20 protein-coding genes are annotated in these 20,232 nt (G+C 69.3%); 10 read left to right on the top strand and 10 right to left on the bottom strand.

Annotation, left to right across the window (positions count from 1 at the left end; translation table 11 throughout):
• Positions 1–146: 146 nt before the first annotated feature.
• The 3 genes from EVS83_RS06505 (at position 147) to EVS83_RS06495 (ending at position 4,819) form a co-directional block, all read left to right on the top strand.
• A complete protein-coding gene (locus EVS83_RS06505; protein WP_133500222.1) occupies positions 147–1,979 on the top strand; it encodes a GGDEF domain-containing protein in 1,833 nt (610 codons plus the stop codon).
• Between the two features lie 64 nt (positions 1,980–2,043).
• Positions 2,044–2,892 (top strand): polyamine aminopropyltransferase, encoded by an 849-nt coding sequence (gene speE / locus EVS83_RS06500; protein ID WP_133500221.1) that lies wholly within the window; start codon positions 2,044–2,046, stop codon positions 2,890–2,892.
• A 52-nt stretch (positions 2,893–2,944) separates the two neighbouring features.
• A complete protein-coding gene (locus EVS83_RS06495) occupies positions 2,945–4,819 on the top strand; it encodes a diguanylate cyclase (RefSeq protein ID WP_133500220.1) in 1,875 nt (624 codons plus the stop codon).
• 12 nt (positions 4,820–4,831) lie between these two features.
• On the opposite strand, the gene EVS83_RS06490 is transcribed toward EVS83_RS06495, so the two are convergent.
• Complete coding sequence (locus tag EVS83_RS06490) at positions 4,832–5,170, bottom strand: P-II family nitrogen regulator (RefSeq protein WP_036141567.1); 339 nt, start codon at positions 5,168–5,170, stop codon at positions 4,832–4,834.
• Between the two features lie 96 nt (positions 5,171–5,266).
• On the opposite strand from EVS83_RS06490, the gene EVS83_RS06485 reads away from it, so the two are divergent.
• From EVS83_RS06485 to EVS83_RS06475, 3 genes are all read left to right on the top strand, one after another.
• Positions 5,267–5,416, top strand: a complete 150-nt coding sequence (locus EVS83_RS06485) for a hypothetical protein (protein WP_133500219.1) — start codon at positions 5,267–5,269, stop codon at positions 5,414–5,416.
• Between the two features lie 123 nt (positions 5,417–5,539).
• The gene (ubiK, locus tag EVS83_RS06480) at positions 5,540–5,821 is read left to right on the top strand and encodes a ubiquinone biosynthesis accessory factor UbiK (protein ID WP_133500218.1); all 282 of its coding nucleotides are present in this window, start codon (positions 5,540–5,542) and stop codon (positions 5,819–5,821) included.
• A 10-nt stretch (positions 5,822–5,831) separates the two neighbouring features.
• Positions 5,832–7,349 carry a YifB family Mg chelatase-like AAA ATPase gene (locus EVS83_RS06475; protein ID WP_133500217.1) on the top strand — a complete coding sequence of 506 codons (1,518 nt, stop codon included), beginning with the start codon at positions 5,832–5,834 and terminating at the stop codon, positions 7,347–7,349.
• A gap of 108 nt (positions 7,350–7,457) precedes the next feature.
• Here EVS83_RS06475 and EVS83_RS06470 read toward each other — a convergent pair whose 3' ends face one another.
• The 3 genes from EVS83_RS06470 to aceB form a co-directional block, all read right to left on the bottom strand.
• On the bottom strand, positions 7,458–7,913 hold the full coding sequence (locus EVS83_RS06470; protein ID WP_133500216.1) for a hypothetical protein: 456 nt from the start codon (positions 7,911–7,913) through the stop codon (positions 7,458–7,460).
• A gap of 211 nt (positions 7,914–8,124) precedes the next feature.
• Complete coding sequence (gene aceA / locus EVS83_RS06465) at positions 8,125–9,438, bottom strand: isocitrate lyase (RefSeq protein WP_133500215.1); 1,314 nt, start codon at positions 9,436–9,438, stop codon at positions 8,125–8,127.
• A 95-nt stretch (positions 9,439–9,533) separates the two neighbouring features.
• Positions 9,534–11,123 (bottom strand): malate synthase A, encoded by a 1,590-nt coding sequence (gene aceB, locus EVS83_RS06460; protein ID WP_425456074.1) that lies wholly within the window; start codon positions 11,121–11,123, stop codon positions 9,534–9,536.
• Between the two features lie 127 nt (positions 11,124–11,250).
• Between aceB and EVS83_RS06455 the strand changes: the two genes are divergently transcribed.
• Positions 11,251–12,192 (top strand): LysR family transcriptional regulator, encoded by a 942-nt coding sequence (locus tag EVS83_RS06455; RefSeq protein WP_133500213.1) that lies wholly within the window; start codon positions 11,251–11,253, stop codon positions 12,190–12,192.
• 18 nt (positions 12,193–12,210) lie between these two features.
• On the opposite strand, the gene EVS83_RS06450 is transcribed toward EVS83_RS06455, so the two are convergent.
• From EVS83_RS06450 to EVS83_RS06435, 4 genes are read right to left on the bottom strand one after another with little or no spacing between them, the layout of a single operon-like run.
• Complete coding sequence (locus EVS83_RS06450) at positions 12,211–12,465, bottom strand: hypothetical protein (RefSeq protein WP_133500212.1); 255 nt, start codon at positions 12,463–12,465, stop codon at positions 12,211–12,213.
• A gap of 42 nt (positions 12,466–12,507) precedes the next feature.
• Entirely contained in the window at positions 12,508–13,134 is a 627-nt protein-coding gene (locus EVS83_RS06445) for a lysophospholipid acyltransferase family protein (RefSeq protein ID WP_133500211.1), read from the bottom strand.
• 1 nt (position 13,135) lies between these two features.
• Positions 13,136–13,552 carry an alternative ribosome rescue aminoacyl-tRNA hydrolase ArfB gene (gene arfB / locus EVS83_RS06440; RefSeq protein ID WP_133500210.1) on the bottom strand — a complete coding sequence of 139 codons (417 nt, stop codon included), beginning with the start codon at positions 13,550–13,552 and terminating at the stop codon, positions 13,136–13,138.
• Positions 13,553–13,598: 46 nt separating this feature from the next.
• Positions 13,599–14,291, bottom strand: a complete 693-nt coding sequence (locus tag EVS83_RS06435) for a pseudouridine synthase (protein WP_425456073.1) — start codon at positions 14,289–14,291, stop codon at positions 13,599–13,601.
• Positions 14,292–14,360: 69 nt separating this feature from the next.
• On the opposite strand from EVS83_RS06435, the gene hemF reads away from it, so the two are divergent.
• The gene (hemF, locus tag EVS83_RS06430; protein ID WP_425456072.1) at positions 14,361–15,299 is read left to right on the top strand and encodes an oxygen-dependent coproporphyrinogen oxidase; all 939 of its coding nucleotides are present in this window, start codon (positions 14,361–14,363) and stop codon (positions 15,297–15,299) included.
• On the opposite strand, the gene EVS83_RS06425 is transcribed toward hemF, so the two are convergent.
• Together EVS83_RS06425 and polA are read right to left on the bottom strand one after the other, a co-directional pair.
• On the bottom strand, positions 15,260–16,033 hold the full coding sequence (locus EVS83_RS06425; RefSeq protein ID WP_133500208.1) for a ceramidase domain-containing protein: 774 nt from the start codon (positions 16,031–16,033) through the stop codon (positions 15,260–15,262). The genes hemF and EVS83_RS06425 overlap by 40 nt on opposite strands.
• A 394-nt stretch (positions 16,034–16,427) precedes the next feature.
• The gene (polA, locus tag EVS83_RS06420) at positions 16,428–19,184 is read right to left on the bottom strand and encodes a DNA polymerase I (RefSeq protein ID WP_133500207.1); all 2,757 of its coding nucleotides are present in this window, start codon (positions 19,182–19,184) and stop codon (positions 16,428–16,430) included.
• 91 nt (positions 19,185–19,275) lie between these two features.
• Between polA and EVS83_RS06415 the strand changes: the two genes are divergently transcribed.
• Both EVS83_RS06415 and EVS83_RS06410 read left to right on the top strand, forming a co-directional pair.
• Complete coding sequence (locus EVS83_RS06415) at positions 19,276–19,572, top strand: DUF2782 domain-containing protein (RefSeq protein ID WP_133500206.1); 297 nt, start codon at positions 19,276–19,278, stop codon at positions 19,570–19,572.
• A gap of 40 nt (positions 19,573–19,612) precedes the next feature.
• Positions 19,613–20,230, top strand: a complete 618-nt coding sequence (locus tag EVS83_RS06410) for a hypothetical protein (RefSeq protein ID WP_133500205.1) — start codon at positions 19,613–19,615, stop codon at positions 20,228–20,230.
• The last annotated feature ends 2 nt before the right edge of the window (positions 20,231–20,232 follow it).

The raw sequence follows: 20,232 nt of genomic DNA, 5'->3' as shown, positions 1-20,232 counted from the left end.
TGGCAATCGGGCGGCATGGCCGCCTGCCCCGCCCTGACGGCAGCTGACGCACAATCGGCACTGGCGCACGGACGGCGCAGCCCTCCGCTACGCTCGACTCCTTGCCCGTGCGCCGACCGCTCCTCCCCGCCCTGCTCGCTGCCGCGATGCTAGCCGTCGTGGCGGGCGCGCATGCGGCGCCGTCCGCGGCCGCGTTCGATCGCCTGTTCCTGCAGATCGACGACGGCGAAGTCCCGGTCGACGACGACGCCCAGATCGCGAGCGCACTGGCCCGCCTGCGCGCCGCGCTGCCGCCCGGCGACGCGCGGCGTGCGCGCCGCTACCGCAGCGTCGTCTGCGACGTGAGCTTCGTGAAGGACAGCCGCGCCGGCGTCGCCTACGCGCGCCAGGAGTTCGCCGAGGCGCAGCGCGCGGGCGACGTCGAGGCCGAAACGCGCTTCACCTACTGCGAGGGCTTCGCGCTGGAGGCGACCGACCCGGCCGCGGCGCGCCGTGCGTACGACCGCGGTCTCGCGCTGGCCGCACGCGCCGAGGACGCGCGCCTGCTCGGCGACGGCTACACGTATCGAGGCGGCATCGCCTCGCTGCAGGGCGACCACGCCCGCGGCCTGCAGGACTTCCTCGCCGCGCAGGCGGTGTTCGACCGCGCCCACCTCGCGCGTCGTTCCGAGACCAACCTGCTCAACATCGGCATGGCCTACCGCCGCATGGGCCTCTATCGCGACGCGATGGGCTACCTGCGCGACACCGAGACCTACGCGCGCCGCATCGACAGCGTGCCGGACCTGTACGCCGCGCTGATGCAGCAGGGCTATGCCTACGAAGAGCAGGGCCGCGCTCGAGAGGCGGTCGCGAAGTTCGAGGCGGCACTCGAGGTCGCCCGCCGGTCCGATGCGATCGACCGGGGCTACGCGCAGCTGGGCCTCGCCAACGGCTGGCTCGCCGCCAAGGCGCCCGAGCGTGCGCTGGCGGCGGTCGCGGCCGCGCGGCGCGAGCTGGCCGTCGGCGACATCGCCGGCCACGAGCCGATGCTGGACGAGGCCGAGGGCCGCGCCCTGGCGGCGTTGGGCCAGCCACGGGCGGCCATCGCCGCCTTCGACCGCGCCGAGCCGCTGATGCGCAGCCAGCAGACCACGCGCTACCTCGCACTGCTGCATCGCGCCCGCGCGGATAGCGAGGAAGCGCTCGGCGACCGCTCCGCCGCACTGGCCGACCTGCGCGCCTACATCGATCTCGACAAGCGGCTGCAGGCCTCGGCGGACGACCAGCAGGTGCAGTTCGCACGCCTGCGCTTCGACGCCGGCCGCCGCGCGCTCGAGCACGCCCGCCTGGACCTCGATCGCCGCGCCAGCGAGCAGCAGATCCGCGCGCTGGAACGCCAGCGGCCCTGGCGCTGGACGGTGCTCGGCCTCGGCATGGCGCTGCTCGCGGCCCTCGCGGCGCTCGCCGTGCAGCAGGCGCGCGAGTCCCGCCGCCTGCGCGTGCTCGCGCTGACCGACCCGCTGACTGGCATCGCCAACCGCCGCGGGCTGCGCCGGCTCGCGGAGGACGCATTCGCCAGCGCACAGGCCGACGGGCGCCCCGTCAGCGTCGTCCTGCTCGACCTCGACCACTTCAAGCGCGTGAACGACGAGCACGGCCACGCCATCGGCGACATCGTGCTGGTTCACGCCAGCCGCGCGCTGGTCGACGCCCTGCGCCCGCAGGAACGCCTCGGCCGCACCGGCGGCGAGGACTTCGTCGCCATCCTGCCCGGCACCCGCCGCGACGACGCCGCACGCATCGCCGAAAAGCTGCGCGGCGCGGTGGCGCAGCTCGACATCAGCCAGCTGGCGCCGGGCCTCGCGGTGCGCACCAGCGCCGGCGTCGCCACGTCGACCGCCGGCGACGACCGCATCGACGACCTGATCGGCCGCGCCGACGCCGCGCTCTACCGCGCCAAGAGCGCCGGTCGCGATCGCGTGTGCATGGCCGACTGAGCGTCGAGGCCGCGTCCGCTACACTCGGGTGTTTGCCGGATTCCGGCCCGAGATGCAGAACGCCATGAGCGAACCCACCTGGCAGTACGAGAACTTCGAGCACACCGGCTCGGCGATTGGTTACCGCGTCACGCGCAAGCTCGACGAGGTGCAGAGCCCGTTCCAGAAGATCGAGATCTTCGAGACGACGGACTGGGGCAACCTCATGCTCATCGACGGCGCGGTGATGCTCACCACCCGCGACAACTTCCTCTATCACGAGATGATGTCGCACCCGGCGCTGTTCACGCATCCGAACCCGAAGCGCGTCGTCATCATCGGCGGCGGCGACTGCGGCACGCTGCGCGAAGTGCTCAAGCACAAGGGCGTCGAGTCGGCCACGCAGTGCGACATCGACGAGCAGGTCACGCGCATGGCCGAGAAGTGGTTCCCGGAGCTCTGCGATTCGAACAACGACCCGCGCGCCGAACTGCTGTTCGACGACGGCGTCGCCTACATGAAGAACTGCGCGCCGGGCAGCGTCGACATCGTGATCGTCGATTCCACCGATCCGGTCGGCCCGGCGGAAGGCCTGTTCAACAAGGCCTTCTACGAGTCCTGCTTCCGCGCGCTGAAGGACGACGGCATCCTCGTGCAGCAGTCCGAGTCGCCGCTAGCGCTGCTCGACCTGATCCGTTCGATGCGTGCGGAAATGGGCAAGGCGGGCTTCGCGTCCTTCAAGACGCTGCCGTTCCCGCAGCCCTGCTATCCGACGGGCTGGTGGAGCTGCACGCTGGCGCGCAAGTCGGGCGGGTTCGACTTCCGCGAGCAGGCCGCGCGTGACAGTGGTCTCAAGACCAAGTACTACAGCGCCGATATCCATCGTGGGGCATTGGCGACCCCGCCGTTCGTCGCCGAAGCTCTGGACGCCTGAGCCGCGCCGCCTCGGGCCGTCACCCACGTCCGAGGCGCGCTCGACCCTTCCGATGCCCCGAACCCGCGCGTCGCTCCTCGCCCTGACGCTCGCCGCCTTGACGGCGACGTCGGCGTTTGCGCAGGACGACCGCGCGGCCGCGTTCGACAAGCTGTTCGAGCAGCTCGACAGCGAGCGCCTGAATCCGGCGACGCCGGAAGCCGCGAAGGCGGAAGTCGCGCGACTGCGTGCGCTGGTCCCGCCGGGCGATCGTCGTCGCGAGCTGCTCTACGAATCCACCGAATGCTTCCAGTCGCCGGAAGACGTGCGCGCGGCGCTGGCGTATGCGCAGCAGGGCCTCGCCGCGTCCAAGGCGCTGGGCGATGCGGAAGTCGAAGCGCGCTTCCAGCTCTGCGAAGCCTCCGTGCAGGAGATGCTCGGCCAGGTGCAGGCCGCGCTGCCGCTATACACGCGCGGCATCGAACTCGCACGTCGGTCCGAACATCCGGCGCTGGTCGGTGACGGCCTCGTCCTGCGCGGCAACACGTATTCGTACATCGGGCGGCACGCCGAAGCGCTGATGGACTTCATGGCCGCGCAGCGCCTGTACGACGGCGCGCACCAGGCCGAGCGCTCGGAAGGCAATCTGCAGAACATCGCGGTCGCGTATCGCCGCATGGGCGAGTCGCAGAAGGCGCGCGAATACCTCGAGCGCAGCCGCGAGATCGCCAAGAAGCACGAAGACTGGCCGAGTCTCGCGGTCGTCGCGGTGCAGATGGGCTTCCTGTACCAGGATCTCGGCCGCGCCGACCTCGCGCTGCCGCAGTTCGAGGAAGCCGTGCGCATCGCGCGGCTGCGCCTCGACACCTCGCTGCTCTCGGGCACGCAACTCGGCCTCGCGTCCGCGCAGGTCGAACTCGGCCGCTACGCGCAGGCGCTGTCGACGCTGCAGGCCGCGAAGGCCGGCTATGCGAGCACCGGCGACCAGGGCGATGCCGGCATGGTCGCGGTGATCGAAGCGCGCGCACGCGCCGGGCTCGGCCAGACGCAGCAGGCGCTCGCGCTGTATGCGACCGCCGAGAAAATCCTGCAGTCGGACCAGAACGACCGCTACCTCGAGATGATGTATCCGCATCGCGCGGCGCTGTACGAGCGCACGGGCAATGCGACGGCCGCGCTCGCCGACTACAAGCGCTACCTCGCGCTGCGCGAGAAGCGCCTCGCCGCGCGCGCCGAGCAGCGCACGCTGATGCTGCGCCAGCAGACCGACGCCGCGCAGCGCGACTTCGAGAACCAGCGACTGCGCACCGAGAAGTCGATGCGCGAGCAGGACGTGCAGGCGCTGCTGAAGGCGCGTCGCTGGCAGCGCATCGCCATCGCCCTGGGCGTCGCGCTGATCGCGGTGCTCGGCCTCATCGTCGGCCGCCAGATCGTGCGCACGCGCCGGCTGCGCGTGCTCGCGTCGACCGACGAACTCACCGGCGTCGCCAATCGCCGTCGCATCGAACTCATCGGTGCCGATGCGGTCGCGCAATCCCGCGCCGACGATCGCCCGCTGTGCGTGATCGCGTTCGACATCGACGGCTTCAAGGCGATCAACGACGCGCATGGCCATCTCATCGGCGACCAGGTCATCGCGCGCGTCGCCGAAACCTGCCAGCACACGCTGCGCCAGTTCGACGAGATCGGCCGCATGGGCGGCGAGGAATTCGTCGTGCTGCTGCCGGACACGACGATCGACGCGGCGCGTCAGGTCGCCGAGCGCCTGCGCGCGAACGTCGAAGCGCTGAACTTCCGCGACATCGCGCCGGCGTTGAAGGTGACGATCAGCGTCGGCGTCACCGCGCTCGCGCCGCGCGACGCCGGGCTTGCCGATCTCGTCGCGCGCGCCGACCAGGCGCTTTACCAGGCGAAGGCGGCCGGCCGGAACTGCGTCCGCACCACCTGAGCGCGTCGCGCGTTACAGCGCGTCGGCGTCGAGCTCGCCGGTGCGGATGCGCACGACGCGTTCCAGGTCCCACACGAAGATCTTGCCGTCGCCGATCTTGCCGGTGCCGGCGGCCTTCATGATCGCTTCGACGACCGCATCGAGCTGGTCGTCGGCCACCGCGACTTCGAGCTTGATCTTGGGCAGGAAGTCGACGACGTATTCGGCGCCGCGATAGAGCTCCGTATGGCCCTTCTGGCGGCCGAAGCCCTTCACTTCCGTCGCCGTGATGCCGGCGACGCCGACTTCGGCCAGCGCTTCGCGCACGTCGTCGAGCTTGAACGGCTTGACCACCGCCATGACCATCTTCATCGGCATCCTCCTGTCGCTGTGCAGCATAGCGGCAAGCCGGCGACGCCGCGTTCGCGCACGCCGCGGCAGGCTGGTCGACCCGGCTGGAGCGCGCCGATGATCCGCAAGCTGAAGTCCGGCGAGTACCGGCTGTACTCGCGCAAGGTCGACCCGAAGACGCGCAAGCGCCGCAACCTCGGCACCTTCAGCACGCGCGCCGCGGCCGAGAAGCACGAGCGCGAGGTGCAGTACTTCAAGCGCCACTGACGGCGCGCGCGGCCGGCGGTAAAGTGGCGGCCGTCGGATTTCCCCGACATGCCGCAGCAAGCCGCTCCGACGGCGCCGACCGGCCGCAATCGGCACAGTGCGCGCAACGCCGGAGACCCGACCATGATCGACCTCGACCAGCTCGACGAACTCGCCCGCCGCCTCAGCGCCCTCGTGCCGCCCGGACTCCGTGGCGAATCCGCGAGCGAGTTGCGCACGGAGCTTCAGCAGAACTTCCGGGCCGTACTGCAGGCGGGCCTGAACCGCCTCGACCTGGTCACGCGCGAGGAATTCGAAGTGCAGCGCGCGGTGCTGCTGCGCACGCGCGAGAAGCTCGAGCAGCTCGAACGCGCCGTCACCGGCATGGAAACGCAGGCCGGCGCCACCGCCGCTCCGCGCCACTGAGCCCACCGCCATGAACCTTGCGATCGTGCACAGCCGTGCGCGAACGGGCATTCGTGCGCCCGAAGTCCGCGTCGAAGTGCATCTCGGCGGCGGGTTGCCGTCGATGAACATCGTCGGCCTGCCCGAGGCTGCGGTACGCGAAGCCAAGGATCGCGTGCGTGCGGCGATCGCCTGCGCGCAATTCGAGTTTCCGCAGCGACGCATCACGGTGAACCTCGCGCCCGCCGACTTGCCGAAAGAGGGTGGCCGGTTCGACCTGCCGATCGCGCTCGGCATCCTCGCCGCGAGCGGGCAGATTCCGCTGGATGCGTTGCGCGACGTCGAGTTCCTCGGCGAGCTCGCCCTGACCGGCGAACTGCGTGCGATCGACGGCGTGCTGCCTGCGGCGTTGGCTGCGGGCGATGCGCAGCGACGCCTCGTCGTGCCCGAAGCGAACGGCGCCGAAGCCGCGCTCGCCTCGCGCGTCGAAGTGCGAACGGCGCGGACACTGCTGCAGGTCTGCGCGATGCTCGCCGGACGCGACGCGTTGCCGACAGCGGTGGCGTCGCCGGTGACGCGCGTCGACGGCCCGGATCTCGCCGACGTGCGCGGCCAGGCGCATGCACGACGCGCACTCGAAGTCGCGGCGGCGGGCGGCCATCACTTGTTGCTGATCGGACCCCCGGGTTGCGGCAAGACACTGCTCGCTTCGCGCCTGCCCGGCCTGCTCCCCGAAGCGAGCGAGGCGGAAGCCCTCGAATCCGCGGCGATCGCGTCGATCAGCGGGCGCGGCCTCGATCCGTCGCACTGGCTCGAACGTCCTTTCCGATCGCCGCATCACACCGCGAGCGCCGTCGCGTTGATCGGCGGCGGTGCGCAGCCGCGGCCGGGTGAAGTCTCGCTCGCACACAACGGCGTGCTGTTCCTCGACGAGTTTCCGGAGTGGGAACGCCGCGCACTGGAAGTGCTGCGCGAACCTCTGGAATCCGGTGTCGTCACCGTTTCGCGCGCGGCGCGCAGTTCGGAGTTTCCGGCGCGTTTCCAGCTCGTCGCGGCGATGAACCCGTGCCCCTGCGGCTGGGCCGGCGACCCGTCCGGTCGTTGTCGCTGCAGCGGCGACGCCGTGCAGCGTTATCGCGGCAAGGTGTCGGGCCCGTTGCTCGATCGCATCGACCTGCACGTCGTGCTGACGCGATTGCCGGCGAGCGAACTCAGCGCGACGGGCCGCGTCGGAGAGTCGAGCGAAGTCGTGCGCGCACGCGTCGCCGATGCGCGTGCCCGGCAGGAAGCGCGCTGTGGAAAACCGAATGCGCGCATGCCGGCGGGTGAGACGTTGTCGCTATGCCGATTGACGTCCGACGATCAGGCGCTGCTGGAACGCGCCGTCGAACGGCTGCAGCTCTCCGCGCGATCCATGGTGCGCATCCTGCGCGTTGCACGGACCATTGCCGATCTCGCCGGCGCCGCGGACATCGCCACCTCGCATCTCAGCGAGGCGATCGGGTATCGCATGCTGGATCGGGCGCAGGAGGGTGCGAACGCAGCTTGACCTGTTGCAGACGACGCTTCACGGCACGCGAGGACCACCTTGGCGTGGCGTTCAGCACCAACGAGAAGCGCCGGACATGCCGGCGCTTTCGATTCACTACGGTGACGCTTAGATGTCCGAAGCCATCGAGCCTTCCGACTGGCGTCGCGCACGCTCATGCTCTTCGTTGATCTGGCGCTGCGTTTTGCACACGGTGGTGACGCGCAAACTCCCCGTCTTCCGCTCCCGCTGACAGATCATCCGCTCGCCTTGATCCTTGTTGATCGTCGCCTCGATCCATTCGAGCGTATTGAACGCCTCCAGGCGCTGCTCCTTGGTCAGCTCGCCGGTATCGCGCTTGCCGTCGAGCATCTTCAGCAGCGCGGCCTGCTTGGCGAGCAACTCGTCCTTCGTCGACTTCGGCATGTCCTTGTAGCGGCCGCTCCCCGCGAGCACTTCTTCGCGGATCTGCGTCTGCTGAGCAACGATCGCATCGATCTGGAGCGTTGCGGGTGCAGGCGTGGTCGCGTAAACGTTCGACGCGAACAGCGCGGCCGCCAGCAGCAGCGTGAATGTCCTCTTCATTGTCGTCCTCTGCCCTGGATACCCGGCGCCGCCTCGGCCCGGTGGCGGGCAGTCTAAGCGACCTCGACCGCCTGTCACCTGTGCCGTTAGCACCGCCCGGTCCCACTTTCGTTCAGGCAAGAGGCTGATAAGGAGTCGGCTGCTCTACGGGCGAACGCGGAGAAGACCGTGCGACCACGGCGAGTCGAAGCGCCGTGGTCGCTGTTGTGCGTCATGCCGCGACGCGCACGGGCGTCGGCTCGTCGCCGTGGAACTGCTCCTCTTCCGTGGACCCCTTGAGCGCGACGGTCGACGACTGCCCGCCCTGGATGGTCTGCGTCACCGCATCGAAGTAGCCGGTGCCGACCTCGCGCTGGTGCTTGACCGCGGTGAAGCCGCGATCGGCGGCGGCGAACTCGGCTTCCTGCAGTTCGACGAACGCGCTCATCTGGTTCCGCGCGTAGCCGTAGGCGAGGTTGAACATCGAGTAGTTCAGCGCGTGGAAACCGGCGAGCGTGATGAACTGGAACTTGTAGCCGTACGACGCGATTTCCTTCTGGAACTTCGCGATGGTCGCGTCGTCGAGGTTCTTCTTCCAGTTGAAGCTCGGCGAGCAGTTGTAGGCGAGCATCTTGCCCGGGTACTTCGCGTGGATCGCTTCGGCGAACTTGCGCGCGAACTCGAGATCAGGTTTACCGGTTTCGCACCAGACGAGATCCGCGTACGGCGCGTACGCGAGGCCACGGCTGATCGCCTGGTCGAGGCCCTTGTTCGTCTTGTAGAAGCCTTCGACCGTGCGCTCCCCGGTGCAGAACGGCTTGTCGTTGTCGTCGACGTCACTGGTGATGAGGTCGGCGGCTTCGGCATCGGTGCGCGCGACGATCAGCGTCGGCACGCCCATGACATCGGCGGCCAGACGCGCGGCGACGAGCTTCTCGACCGCTTCGCGCGTGGGCACGAGGACCTTGCCGCCCATGTGGCCGCACTTCTTCACCGACGCGAGCTGGTCTTCGAAGTGCACGCCGGACGCGCCGGCTTCGATCATCGCCTTCATCAACTCGAACGCGTTGAGCACGCCACCGAAGCCGGCTTCCGCGTCCGCCACGATCGGCTGCAGGAAGTCGATGTCGCCCGCGCCTTCCGCGCACTGGATCTGGTCGGCGCGCAGCAGGGTGTTGTTGATGCGCTTGACGACCTGCGGCACCGAGTTCGCCGGGTACAGCGACTGGTCCGGATACATCTCGCCGGCGATGTTCGCGTCGGCCGCGACCTGCCAACCGGACAGATAGATCGCCTTCAGACCCGCCTTGACCTGCTGCATCGCCTGGTTGCCGGTCATCGCCCCGAGCGCGTTGACGAAGTCGGAGGTGAGCAGCGAATTCCACAGCTTCTCCGCACCGAGCTTGGCGATGGAATGCTCGACCGGAATGCGACCGCGCAGGCGCACGACGTCCTCGGCGGAATACGGACGGGTGATGCCGGCCCAGCGCGGATCGGTGGCCCATTGCTGGCGGAGCTGGTCGGCGGTCGGAAGCGTCGTGGTCATGGCGGATCTCCTGTCTTCGTGTCGTGTCGTGGGCAAAGCAGGGCCGTTCCGTCCACGTTGCGGACGGTCGGGGTCAACGCGGGTTGTCGGGAAACTCAGTCGAGGCGCCGGTACGCGGGCAGCGTCAGGAAGTCCTCGAGTTCATCGCTGTGCGTGAGGCGGTCGAGCAGGCCGATCGCCTCGTTGATGCGGCTGGCGCCGGGAATGTCGGTGGCGGCAAGGCGCGGCAGCGTCATCAGCGCGCGCTCGAACAGGGTATCGTCGACGGGCGTGCCGTCGTCGAGATGCAGGTCGCCGGCGTGCAGCCACTGCCAGAGTTGCGCGCGCGCGATCTCGGCGGTGGCGGCGTCTTCCATCAGCCAGTGGATGGGCACGCAGCCGTTGCCGTCGAGCCACGCGGCGAGGTAGCGCACGCAGACTTCGACGTTGCCTTCGAAGCCGGCGCGCGTGATCGAACCGATCGACGGAGTGACGAGATCGTCGCGCGTGACCAGCACGTCCTCGCGCAGCAGGTGTTCCTGGTGCGCGCCGGGCATGCGTTCGTCGAACACGGCCTGCGCCAGCGGAACCAGTGCCGGATGCGCGACCCACGTGCCGTCGTGGCCGGCAGTGACTTCGCGCAGCTTGTCGGCACGCACCTTGGCGAGGGCCGCGTCGTTGGCGGCGGCGTCGGTCGAAATCGGGATCTGCGCAGCCATGCCGCCCATCGCATGCGCGCCGCGGCGGTGGCAGGTCTGGATCAGCAGCTCGGAATACGCGCGCAGGAAGGGCTGCGTCATCGTCACCTGGCCGCGCTCGGGCAGCACCTTGTCGCGATGACGGCGGAAGGTCTTGATGTAGGAGGAGACGTAATCCCAGCGGCCGCAGTTCAGGCCGGCGATGCGATCGCGCAGCGCGTAGAGGATCTCGTCCATCTCGAACGCGGCCGGCAGCGTCTCGATCAGCACCGTCACCTTGATCTGACCGTGCGGCAGCTTGAGCTCGCGCTCGACGTGGGCGAACACGTCGGCCCAGAGCTGCGCTTCCTCCATGGACTGCAGCTTGGGCAGGTAGAAGAAGGGGCCGCGGTCCTTCGCAGCCAAAGCGTGCGCGTTGTGGAAGGCGAACAGGCCGGCGTCGAACAGGCTGCCGGACATCGGCACGCCGTCGACGGCCACGTGCTTCTCGTCGAGGTGCCAGCCCCGCGGGCGGACCATCAGCACCGCCTGCTCGGCGAACGGGCGCAGCGCGTAGTGCTTGCCGTTGGGTGCGGTGAACTCGAGGGTGCCGGCGATCGCGGCGCGCAGCGCCTGCTGGCCCTGCACCAGGTTGCCCCAGGTCGGCGACGTCGAATCCTCGAAGTCGGCCATGTAGACCTTGGCACCCGAGTTGAGCGCGTTGATCACCATCTTCGGATCGACCGGCCCGGTGATCTCGACGCGGCGGTCCTGCAGCGCGTTCGGCAGCGGGGCGACGCGCCAGTCGGCGGCGCGGATCGCGGCGGTGTCGGGGCGGAAATCGGGCAGCGCGCCGGCGTCGAAGGCGGCCTGGCGGACGCGGCGGGCGGCCAGGCGGCGCTGGCGTTCGCCCTCGAAGCGGCGGTGCAGCCCGGCGAGGAAGGCCAGCGCGGCCGGCGTGAGCAGACGGTCCTGTCCCTCGACCTGACGTAGGACCTCGACGCCGCCTACGCCCTCGCCCGTCTCCATCAGCACTGCCGACATCGCTCACCTCGCCGCCAATCGTGTGGGCCACGACCATGCGCCGGCGTACTTGTATTTGACAAACAAGTTTTGGCAATGCGATGTATTTGGAAATCGAATACACGAGGCCTTCATGGCCAAGCCGACCCCTGCACGCTTCGCCTACAAGGCCGATCGCCTCAAGCCGCTCCGGGCGTTCTGCCAGACCGCCCGGCTCGGCTCGGTGTCCCGCGCGGCCGAGGCGATGTTCCTGAGCCAGCCCGCCGTGACCCTGCAGCTGCAGGCGCTGGAGCGCGACCTCGGCGTCGCCCTGCTCGAGCGCAACGGGCGCCGGCTCACGCTCACCCGCGAGGGCGAGGCGCTGTACGACCTGGCGCGCCCGCTGGTCGAAGGCCTCGACAACCTCGACGCCATGTTCCGCGACCGCATCCGCGGCCTCGACGCCGGGGAGCTGCACGTCGCCGCAGGCAGCTCGACCATCGTCTACCTGCTACCGCGCATCGTCGAAGCCTTCCGCGCGCAGTACCCGGACATCCGCCTGATCCTGCACAACGTCACCGGCCCGCGGGGCCTAAACCTGCTGCGCGACGACGGCGCGGACCTGGCGGTCGGCTCGATGCTCGACGTGCCGGGCGATCTCGCCTGGCAGCCGGTGGTCGCCTACGACCCGATGCTGATCACGCCGCGGGACCATCCGCTCGCGGCGAAACCCGAGATCGCCCTCGCCGACCTCTCCCCCTACGGCCTGATCCTGCCGCCGCAACGGCAGACCACCTACCGCATGGTCGACATGGTGTTCCAGCGCGCGCACGTGCCGTACACGGTCGCGCTGGAGGTCGGCGGCTGGGAGGTGATCAAGCAGTACGTCGCGATGGGCCTCGGCATCAGCATCGTCACCGCGATCTGCCTCACCGAGGCCGACAACGCGCGGCTGGCATCGCGTTCGCTGTCGGCGTTCTTTCCGTCGCGCAGTTACGGCGTGGTGACACGGCGCGGACGCGCATTGAGCGCGCAGGCGCGGGCCTTCATCGATCTCGTGCATGCGCAGGGCAATGCGCGCGCGAACGCCGGCTAACAACGCGACGGACGCGCCCTAGCCGGCGTTCCAGTACGCCCAGCCGAGCACGGCCGCGAACGCGACGAGCAAGGGCCACAGCGCGCCGGCGACGGTGGCGACGAGGATGGCCGGCAGCCATCCGAGCCCGACCCCGTAGGACACGCCGTAGTGGCGGATGCAGTAGACCCAGCACGCGAAGAACGTCAGCAGCCAGACGACGACCGCGCCGTGGCGGTAGAGCGCCGACAGCTTCGAGTCCCTTCGGGGCAGCACGCGAACCGGCTCGTGCATGCGATCGCCTCCCATGTCGGCGCGTCGGGGTCGCGCGACGCGTTACGACGTCCCGCGGTTCTTGCCCTTCCACGGCGCATACCACGCGCGGATGCGCGCCATGTCGGTGGCGAAATCGTCGCCGGGCGTCCACAGCGGGCCGACGCCGATGACCTTGTCAGGGTAGTGGAAGTACACCGGCAGGATCGGCACGTCAGCGAGTTTCGCGATCTTCCAGAAGCCGGTCTTCCATCGCTCGACGCGCTTGCGCGTGCCTTCCGGCGCGAGGCCGTACCAGAACGTGTCGGCGCTGCGGATCATCGCCGCGGCCTGTTCGACGACGCCATGCGCCGCGCTGCGATCGACTGGAATCACGCCCAACCGGCGCAGGAACCAGCCCATCACCGGCACGCGGAACAGCGCGTCCTTGCCGAGGATGCGGATGTCGAGGCCCAGCGCCATCTTCGCCGCGAAGCCCCACACGCCATCCCAGTTCGACGAATGCGGCGCGCCGATCAGCACGAGCTTGCGCACGTCGGGGACTTCGCCGACCAGCCGCCAGCCGCCGAGCCGCAGCACGGTGCGGCCGAACCAGCGCGCGACCGCGTTCGGCTTCACGCGTGGCGCGTTCGGCGGCAGCTCCGGCACGCGGCCGGCGGCGCCGACGTGCGCCGGGTAGTCGTTCGTCATCTCAGTCCCATGCACGGGTGTTGCGCCCCTGCTTGATCGAGCTCCGCTCGCGCTTGGCGGTGAGGCGACGCTCCTTCGACGCCCGCGACGGCTTCGTCGCCACACGCTTCTTCGGCACGTGCAGGCCGGCATCGACGAACGCCTGCAACCGCTCGCGCGCGTCCTCGCGATTGCGCTCCTGCGTCCGGAAGCGCTGCGCGCTGATCACGAGCACGCCGTCCGACGTCACGCGCCGATCGCGGCGCGCGAGAAGACGCGCGCGCACCTCGTCGCTCAAGGACGGCGAGTTCGCGATGTCGAAGCGCAGTTCGACCGCCGTCGCCACCTTGTTGACGTTCTGCCCGCCCGGCCCGCTCGAACGCACGAAGCGCTCGACGAGTTCGTCGTCGGGGATGTCGATTGAGGCGGGGGTCGTCATCGCGCCTATCGTAACGGCCGCCGGCGTCGCGCTCTTGAACCTGCGTCTACGCGCCGAACAACGCCAGCGCCTTCGCGAATTCGCCGTGGACCGGCGCCTCCACGCGCATCGCCGCGCCCGTCGCCGGATGCGGGAAGGCCAGCGCGCGCGCGTGGAGCAGCATGCGGTGGATGCCCATCATCCGGAACGCGCGGTTGTGTCGACCGTCGCCGTGGCTGGTGTCGCCGATCAGATGATGCGACATGTGCTTGAGGTGGCGGCGGATCTGGCGGAAGCGCCCCGTGCGCGGCTGCGCTTCAAGCCACGCATAGCGCGAGGTCGGAAAGCCGGACGACGGGATCTCGAGTTCGACGGTCGCGAGCGTGCGGAATGCGGTGACCGCGGGCTTCTTCTGCGGCTTGCCCGGGCCGCCATCGAGCGGATGGTCGACGACGAACTCGGCCTCCGGCCAGCCACGGCAGACCGCCCAGTAGGTCTTCTCGACGTCCTGCGACATCAGCGTCTTGCCCAGCGCACTCGCGGTGTCGCGATCGAAGGCGAGCAGCAGGCAGCCCGACGTCGCGCGGTCGAGGCGATGCACGAGGAACACGGGCCGACCGAACTGCTCGCGCAGCCGGTCGGCGGCGAAGTCGGTCTCGCCGCGCGCAAGCGCGCTGTCGTGGACCATCAGGCCCGCAGGCTTGTCGACGACCGCGAGCGCATCGTCGCGGTAGAGCACGGGCAGGTGGAGTTCGGTCATGGCGGATCCGCGGCGGGCGCGCATTGTCGCAGCACGGGGCGGTTCGATCGCGGCAGCTAAACTCGTCGCATGACCACGCCCTTGCCCACGCTCGACACCGTACGCGACTACCTCACCGGCCTGCAGGACCGCATCTGCGCCGGTGTCGAGCAGGCGGACGGGGCGACGCGGTTCGTCGAGGACGCCTGGCAGAAGGATCCCGGCACGTCGCCGATCCAGGGCGGTGGGCGCACCCGCATCCTGCGCGACGGCGCGGTGTTCGAGCAGGCGGGCATCGGGTTTTCGGACGTGTCGGGCACGAAGCTGCCGCCATCGGCGACCGCGAGCCGGCCGGAGCTGATCGGCGCGTCGTGGCACGCGGTCGGCGTCTCGCTCGTGTTCCATCCGCGCAATCCGTACATCCCGACCACGCACGCGAACGTCCGCCATTTCCGCGCCGAGCGCGACGGCGAGACGGTGGCGTGGTGGTTCGGCGGCGGCTTCGACCTCACGCCGTTCTATCCCATCGACGAGGACGTGCTGCACTGGCATCGCGTCGCGCGCGGCGTCTGCGAACCGTTCGGCGGCCAGGAACGCTACGACGCGCACAAGCGCTGGTGCGACGAGTACTTCTTCCTCAGGCATCGCGACGAAACCCGCGGCATCGGCGGGCTGTTCTTCGACGACCTGCATGGCGATTTCGACGCCGACTTCGGCTACATGCGCGCGGTGGGCGACGGCTTCCTCGACGCCTACCTGCCCATCGTCGAGCGCCGCCGCGACATGCCCTACGGCGAGCGCGAACGCGAGTTCCAGCTCTATCGCCGCGGGCGCTACGTCGAGTTCAACCTCGTGTTCGACCGCGGCACGCTGTTCGGCCTGCAGTCGGGCGGCCGCACCGAATCGATCCTGATGAGCCTGCCCCCGCTGGTGCGCTGGGAGTACGGCTACGTGCCGGAACCCGGGTCCGCGGAAGCGCGACTGGCGGACTACCTGCGTCCGCGCGACTGGCTCACCGAACTCGCCTGAGCCGGCACCGCGAGCACGATGCACAACGCCGCGAGCGCGGCGACCCCATGCTTCAACGCATGCCCGCTGACGACACCGAGCGTGGCGTAGACGCTCGCATCGAAATGCTCCAGGGCCTTCGCGAGCGCATAGCCCGCCAGCGCGGCGACCAGCCATCGCGTCGACAGCCAGCGCGCGGGTCGCAGCGCGAGGATCAGCGGGACCAGCAGCATCGGCAGGAACTGCACGAGCACATAGGGGCGAAGGTCGCCGACGCCGAAGCGCTCGGTGAGGTTCCAGTACGCGACCGACGCGACGCCGAGCACGAGCAACGCGGTCAGCAGGCGATGCCGGCGATCGTCGACGACACGCTCATCGAGCAGCAACGCGAAGAAGGCCATGAACGCGACGGTCATGGGCAGGCGATCGCCGACCAGCGTCGCGTTCGACGGTGCCCAGTGGTACGCGCCCGAGCCGAAGGCGACCGCCGCGATGCCGATGCACAGCGCGATGTAGCCGGCGCGCGTGCGCTCGACGGACAGCCGCGGAAGGCGCATCAGGCCGTACAGCCCGACGACGAGGAACGGCAGGTTCGACAGCACGTTCCATGCGTTCGGAATGCCGGCGATCGTGCGGGTGTCGGCGAAGTGGTGGTAGCCCGGGTCCTGCGGAATCGGGCCGTGCACGGCGAGCGCCACGATCGCGGCGGCGGTGCACAGCAGCAGGAGGGCGCGGGTCAGGGCGAGTCGGGACATGCGGCCGGGACGACGGACGGTCCGGCATCCTAGCGGCCGTAGCGAGCGCACAAATAAAAAGCCCCGCAGGCAGGGGGGGCCGGCGGGGCTGGGGAACGGGGTCTGGGGAGGGACCTTACGTTCCGGGATCGCTCCAGGGGAGGGGAGGATCAGCGTCGGACGTTGCATCCGGCGCAGGTGCATGAAAACACCCGGAACATGCACGGAAAGTGAAGACTTCCGTTAGCAGTCCGTAAAAGTTCAGGACCGATTCATCGCTTCGGCGCCGTCAGTCGGCAAAACGTGACAACGCGCGAAGAACGTACGCGAACGCGTCCGCAGGCGGCCTCCGCAGCGTCGCTTTCACGTTGCCGCCGATGCGTCAGCATGGTGCACGGGCAGCGGCGCTGGAGCGTCAGTGCGCCTCGTCCCAGTTGCGGCCGATGCCCGCATCGACGTCCAGCGGCACCTTGAGTTCGGCCGCTCCGGACATCCGCCGCTTCACCTCGTCGATGAGCGTCGGTACGAAGCCTTCGTCGACCTCGAACACCAGTTCGTCGTGCACCTGCAGGACCATCAGCGCCTGCTCGGCATGCCCGGCCAACCAGCCGTGGATGTCGATCATCGCGCGCTTGATGATGTCCGCCGCCGTGCCCTGCATCGGCGCGTTGATCGCCGCGCGCTCGGCGCCGGAGCGCAGGCCCTGGTTCCGCGCGTGGATGTTCTCGAGGTACAGGCGACGGCCGAACACGGTTTCGACGTAGCCCTGGTCGCGCGCCTGCTGCCGCGTGCGGTCCATGTACTCGCGCACGCCCGGATAGCGCGCGAAGTACAGCGCGATGTAGTCCTGCGCCTCGCCGCGCGAAATGCCGAGCCGCGTGGCGAGACCGAATGCGCTCATGCCGTACATGAGCCCGAAGTTGATCGCCTTCGCCGCGCGACGCTCGCCCGGCTCCACGGTGTCGACCGTCTTGCCGAACACTTCCGCAGCGGTCGCGGTGTGCACGTCGGCGCCCGACGTAAACGCGCGCAGCAGCGCGGGGTCTTCCGACAGGTGCGCCATGATGCGCAGCTCGATCTGCGAGTAGTCGCAGGCGACGATGCGGCGGCCTTCCGGCGCGATGAACGCGGTGCGGATGCGACGCCCGTCCTCGGTGCGGATCGGGATGTTCTGCAGGTTGGGATCGCTCGATGCGAGACGACCCGTCGCGGCACCCGCCTGGTGATAACTCGTATGCAGGCGATGCGTGCGCGCATTGAGCATCTCCGGCAGCTTGTCGGTGTAGGTGCCACGCAACTTCGCGAGGCTGCGGTAGTCGAGGATCAGGCGCGGCAGCTCGTGCTGGTCGGCGATCGCTTCGAGTGCGGCTTCGTTGACCGACGGCGCACCGGTCGGCGTGCGTTCGGTCGCGGGCAGGCCGAGCTCGTCGAACAGCAGCGCGCCGATCTGCTTCGGCGAATCCATGTTGAACGTGCGCCCGGCGACTTCCGTCGCACGTTGCTGGATCTCCAGCATGCGGCGACCCATGTCCGCCGACTGGCGACGCAGCTCGTCCGGATCGATCATCACGCCGTTGGCTTCGATGCGTTCGAGCACCGGAATCAGCGGAATCTCGATGTCGCGGTACACCGATTCGAGCGCCGGGATCTCGCGCAACTTCGGCGCGAGCACGCGATGCAGGCGCAGGGTGACGTCCGCGTCCTCCGCGGCATAGCGCGTGGCGTCCTCCAGCGACACCTGCGAGAACGGGATCTGCTTCGCCCCCTTGCCGGCGACGTCGGCGTATTTCACCGTGTCATAGCCGAGGTACTTCTTCGCGAGCGAATCCATGTCGTGCCGCGTCGCGGTCGCGTTGAGCACGAAGCTTTCGAGCATCGTGTCATCGGCATAACCGCGCACGTTGACGCCATGGCAGCGCAGCACATGGATGTCGTACTTGCCGTGCTGGCCGAGCTTGCGCTTGTTCGCATCCTCGAGGATCGGCGCGAGCGTGCGCAGCACCAGCGCCTTGTCGAGCTGCGCGGGCGCACCCGGATAGTCGTGACCGACCGGGATGTAGCAGGCGTGGCCGGGCTCGACCGAAAAGCTCAGGCCGACGATGTTGGCGCACAGTGCGTCGAGCGAATCGGTCTCGGTATCGAACGCGAATTCGTCGGCGGCCTGCAGCTTCGCGACCCAGGCATCTAGCTGTTCCTGCGTGAGCACGCATTCGTACTCGCCCTTGGCGGCGAGCGCAGGATCCAGCGACTCGACCGGCGCGACCTGCGCCGCGACGCCTCGGCTGCCCGAGGCCGCAGGCGTCGACGCACCGCCGCCTTCGAGTTCGCGCAGCGCCTGCCGCATGCCGTAGCGCTCGAACAGTTCGCGCAGCTTCCCGTGGTCGCGTTCGCGCAGCGCGAGTTCCTGCGGGCCGAGCGGCACGTCGCAGTCGATCTTGATCGTCGTCAGCGTGCGATTGAGCGGCAGGCGATCGAGCACGCGTGCGAGGTTCTCACCGATCTTGCCCTTGATCGACGACGCGTTCGCGATCACGCCATCCAGCGTGCCGTATTCGGCCAGCCACTTCGCCGCCGTCTTGGGGCCGCACTTCTCGACGCCCGGAATGTTGTCGACGCTGTCGCCCATCAGTGCGAGGTAGTCGACGATCTGATCCGGTCGCACGCCGAACTTCTCGATCACGCGCTGCGTCGAATCCAGCCGGCTGCCGCTCATTGTGTTGACCAACGCTACGCCCCGGCCGTCGACCGGATCGCGCACCAGCTGCGCGAAATCCTTGTCCGACGTCGACACGGTGACGTCGAGGCCTTCGTCGAAACCGCGCAGCGCGAGCGTCCCGATCACGTCGTCCGCTTCGACACCTTCCTCGCGGATGATCGTGATGCCCAGCGCGGTGACGATGTCGCACAGCGGCTGCACCTGCGCCCGCAGGTCGTCCGGCATCGGCGGGCGATGCGCCTTGTACTGCGGGTCCAGCGCCTCGCGGAAAGTCGGGCCGGACGCGTCGACGACGTAGGCGACGTAATCGGGCTTCTCGGCCAGCACGGCCTTCAGCATGTTCACCACGCCGAACAGCGCGCCGGTGGGCTCGCCGTGTTCGTTGGTCAGCGGCGGCAACGCATGGAACGCGCGATAGAGGTAACTGGAACCGTCGATCAGGACGAGCTTCTTCATCCGGCGATTGTAGGCCGCGCCCGTCGCGCACCCTGCGCCGCGCGTTCACGGGCGGGCGGCCGTATGCTGGGCGCCCGCCCGGAGGTCCGCCATGTCCCGCACCGCTCCCCTGCTCCTCGGCCTCGCGCTGCTCGCAGGCTGCGCGTCGATGTCGGCGGCCGACGACCCGACGCTCGCACTGAACAATGCGGACGTCACCACGCGCACGGCGGACAACGGCGACGTCGTGTCCGAATACCGCGTCGCCGGCCTGCTGCGCGTGGTCAAGATCGTGCCGAAGAACGGCGTCACCTATTACCTGACCGACGACGACAACGACGGGCGGCTCGACCACCGCCGCGGCGACGGGCCGGTCAATCCCGTGCAGTACAAGATCTTCACCTGGTGATGGGCGCCGACGCGCCGTCGTATCGACAAGGAGATTCGTGATGAATGCAGTTGCCGCGCCGGCCTCGAAGTCCTGGGCCCCGATCGCCTGGGTGTTGCTCGTCCTCGGCTGGATCGCCCTGTTCGTGCCGGTGCCGCAGCTCGCCTTGCGTGCAGGCGTGCCGCTGATCGCGGCCTCGATCCTGTTCTCGATCGTCGCGATGAAGCGTCGCGGCGCCCGCGCGGGCATCGCCTCGCTGCTCGCGGCGCTGGTGCTGTCGCCCGCGCTCTACGTCGCCGGCGCGTCGACGCGCGACAACGCCGCGACGAAGGCCGCGCCAGGCAGCGTGCCGTTCGTGCGCACCGCCGCCGCGTTCCGTCCGACGTTCACGGCGGTCGAGCTGGCCGGCGAATACACGGGCGACCACGCCAAGGCCGACGCGCAGTTCAGCCAGCCGCTGCTGGTGACGGGCATGGTCGCCGACGTGCGCGTCGACGGCCCCGATTCACCCGTCGCGCATTTCGCCGCGGGCAACTTCGCGCCCGTCGAGCTGCGCGGCCTGACCCGTGACTTCGCGCAGACGCTGTCGCCCGGCCAGCAGGTCATCCTCGCCTGCGACCGCGTGCACATCGACGGCGAGATCGTCGCGGCCGAGAACTGCGCGAAGGCGCCGGACTGACG

It is taken from the genome of Cognatilysobacter terrigena (assembly GCF_004361065.1).
Lineage (GTDB): Bacteria > Pseudomonadota > Gammaproteobacteria > Xanthomonadales > Xanthomonadaceae > Cognatilysobacter > Cognatilysobacter terrigena.
This window is presented reverse-complemented; position numbering and strand designations above follow the sequence as displayed.

Coding starts and splice junctions, on each gene's coding strand:
- EVS83_RS06435 (WP_425456073.1), bottom strand. CDS start 14,291: ATGACCGAACTCCACCTGCCCGTGCTCTACCGCGACGATGCGCTCGCG.
- aceA (WP_133500215.1), bottom strand. CDS start 9,438: ATGACCACGACGCTTCCGACCGCCGACCAGCTCCGCCAGCAATGGGCC.
- EVS83_RS06495 (WP_133500220.1), top strand. CDS start 2,945: ATGCCCCGAACCCGCGCGTCGCTCCTCGCCCTGACGCTCGCCGCCTTG.
- EVS83_RS06450 (WP_133500212.1), bottom strand. CDS start 12,465: ATGCACGAGCCGGTTCGCGTGCTGCCCCGAAGGGACTCGAAGCTGTCG.
- EVS83_RS06415 (WP_133500206.1), top strand. CDS start 19,276: ATGTCCCGCACCGCTCCCCTGCTCCTCGGCCTCGCGCTGCTCGCAGGC.
- ubiK (WP_133500218.1), top strand. CDS start 5,540: ATGATCGACCTCGACCAGCTCGACGAACTCGCCCGCCGCCTCAGCGCC.
- arfB (WP_133500210.1), bottom strand. CDS start 13,552: ATGACGACCCCCGCCTCAATCGACATCCCCGACGACGAACTCGTCGAG.
- speE (WP_133500221.1), top strand. CDS start 2,044: ATGAGCGAACCCACCTGGCAGTACGAGAACTTCGAGCACACCGGCTCG.
- hemF (WP_425456072.1), top strand. CDS start 14,361: ATGACCACGCCCTTGCCCACGCTCGACACCGTACGCGACTACCTCACC.
- aceB (WP_425456074.1), bottom strand. CDS start 11,123: ATGGAGACGGGCGAGGGCGTAGGCGGCGTCGAGGTCCTACGTCAGGTC.
- EVS83_RS06445 (WP_133500211.1), bottom strand. CDS start 13,134: ATGACGAACGACTACCCGGCGCACGTCGGCGCCGCCGGCCGCGTGCCG.
- polA (WP_133500207.1), bottom strand. CDS start 19,184: ATGAAGAAGCTCGTCCTGATCGACGGTTCCAGTTACCTCTATCGCGCG.
- EVS83_RS06425 (WP_133500208.1), bottom strand. CDS start 16,033: ATGTCCCGACTCGCCCTGACCCGCGCCCTCCTGCTGCTGTGCACCGCC.
- EVS83_RS06485 (WP_133500219.1), top strand. CDS start 5,267: ATGATCCGCAAGCTGAAGTCCGGCGAGTACCGGCTGTACTCGCGCAAG.
- EVS83_RS06505 (WP_133500222.1), top strand. CDS start 147: ATGCTAGCCGTCGTGGCGGGCGCGCATGCGGCGCCGTCCGCGGCCGCG.
- EVS83_RS06475 (WP_133500217.1), top strand. CDS start 5,832: ATGAACCTTGCGATCGTGCACAGCCGTGCGCGAACGGGCATTCGTGCG.
- EVS83_RS06455 (WP_133500213.1), top strand. CDS start 11,251: ATGGCCAAGCCGACCCCTGCACGCTTCGCCTACAAGGCCGATCGCCTC.
- EVS83_RS06410 (WP_133500205.1), top strand. CDS start 19,613: ATGAATGCAGTTGCCGCGCCGGCCTCGAAGTCCTGGGCCCCGATCGCC.
- EVS83_RS06470 (WP_133500216.1), bottom strand. CDS start 7,913: ATGAAGAGGACATTCACGCTGCTGCTGGCGGCCGCGCTGTTCGCGTCG.
- EVS83_RS06490 (WP_036141567.1), bottom strand. CDS start 5,170: ATGAAGATGGTCATGGCGGTGGTCAAGCCGTTCAAGCTCGACGACGTG.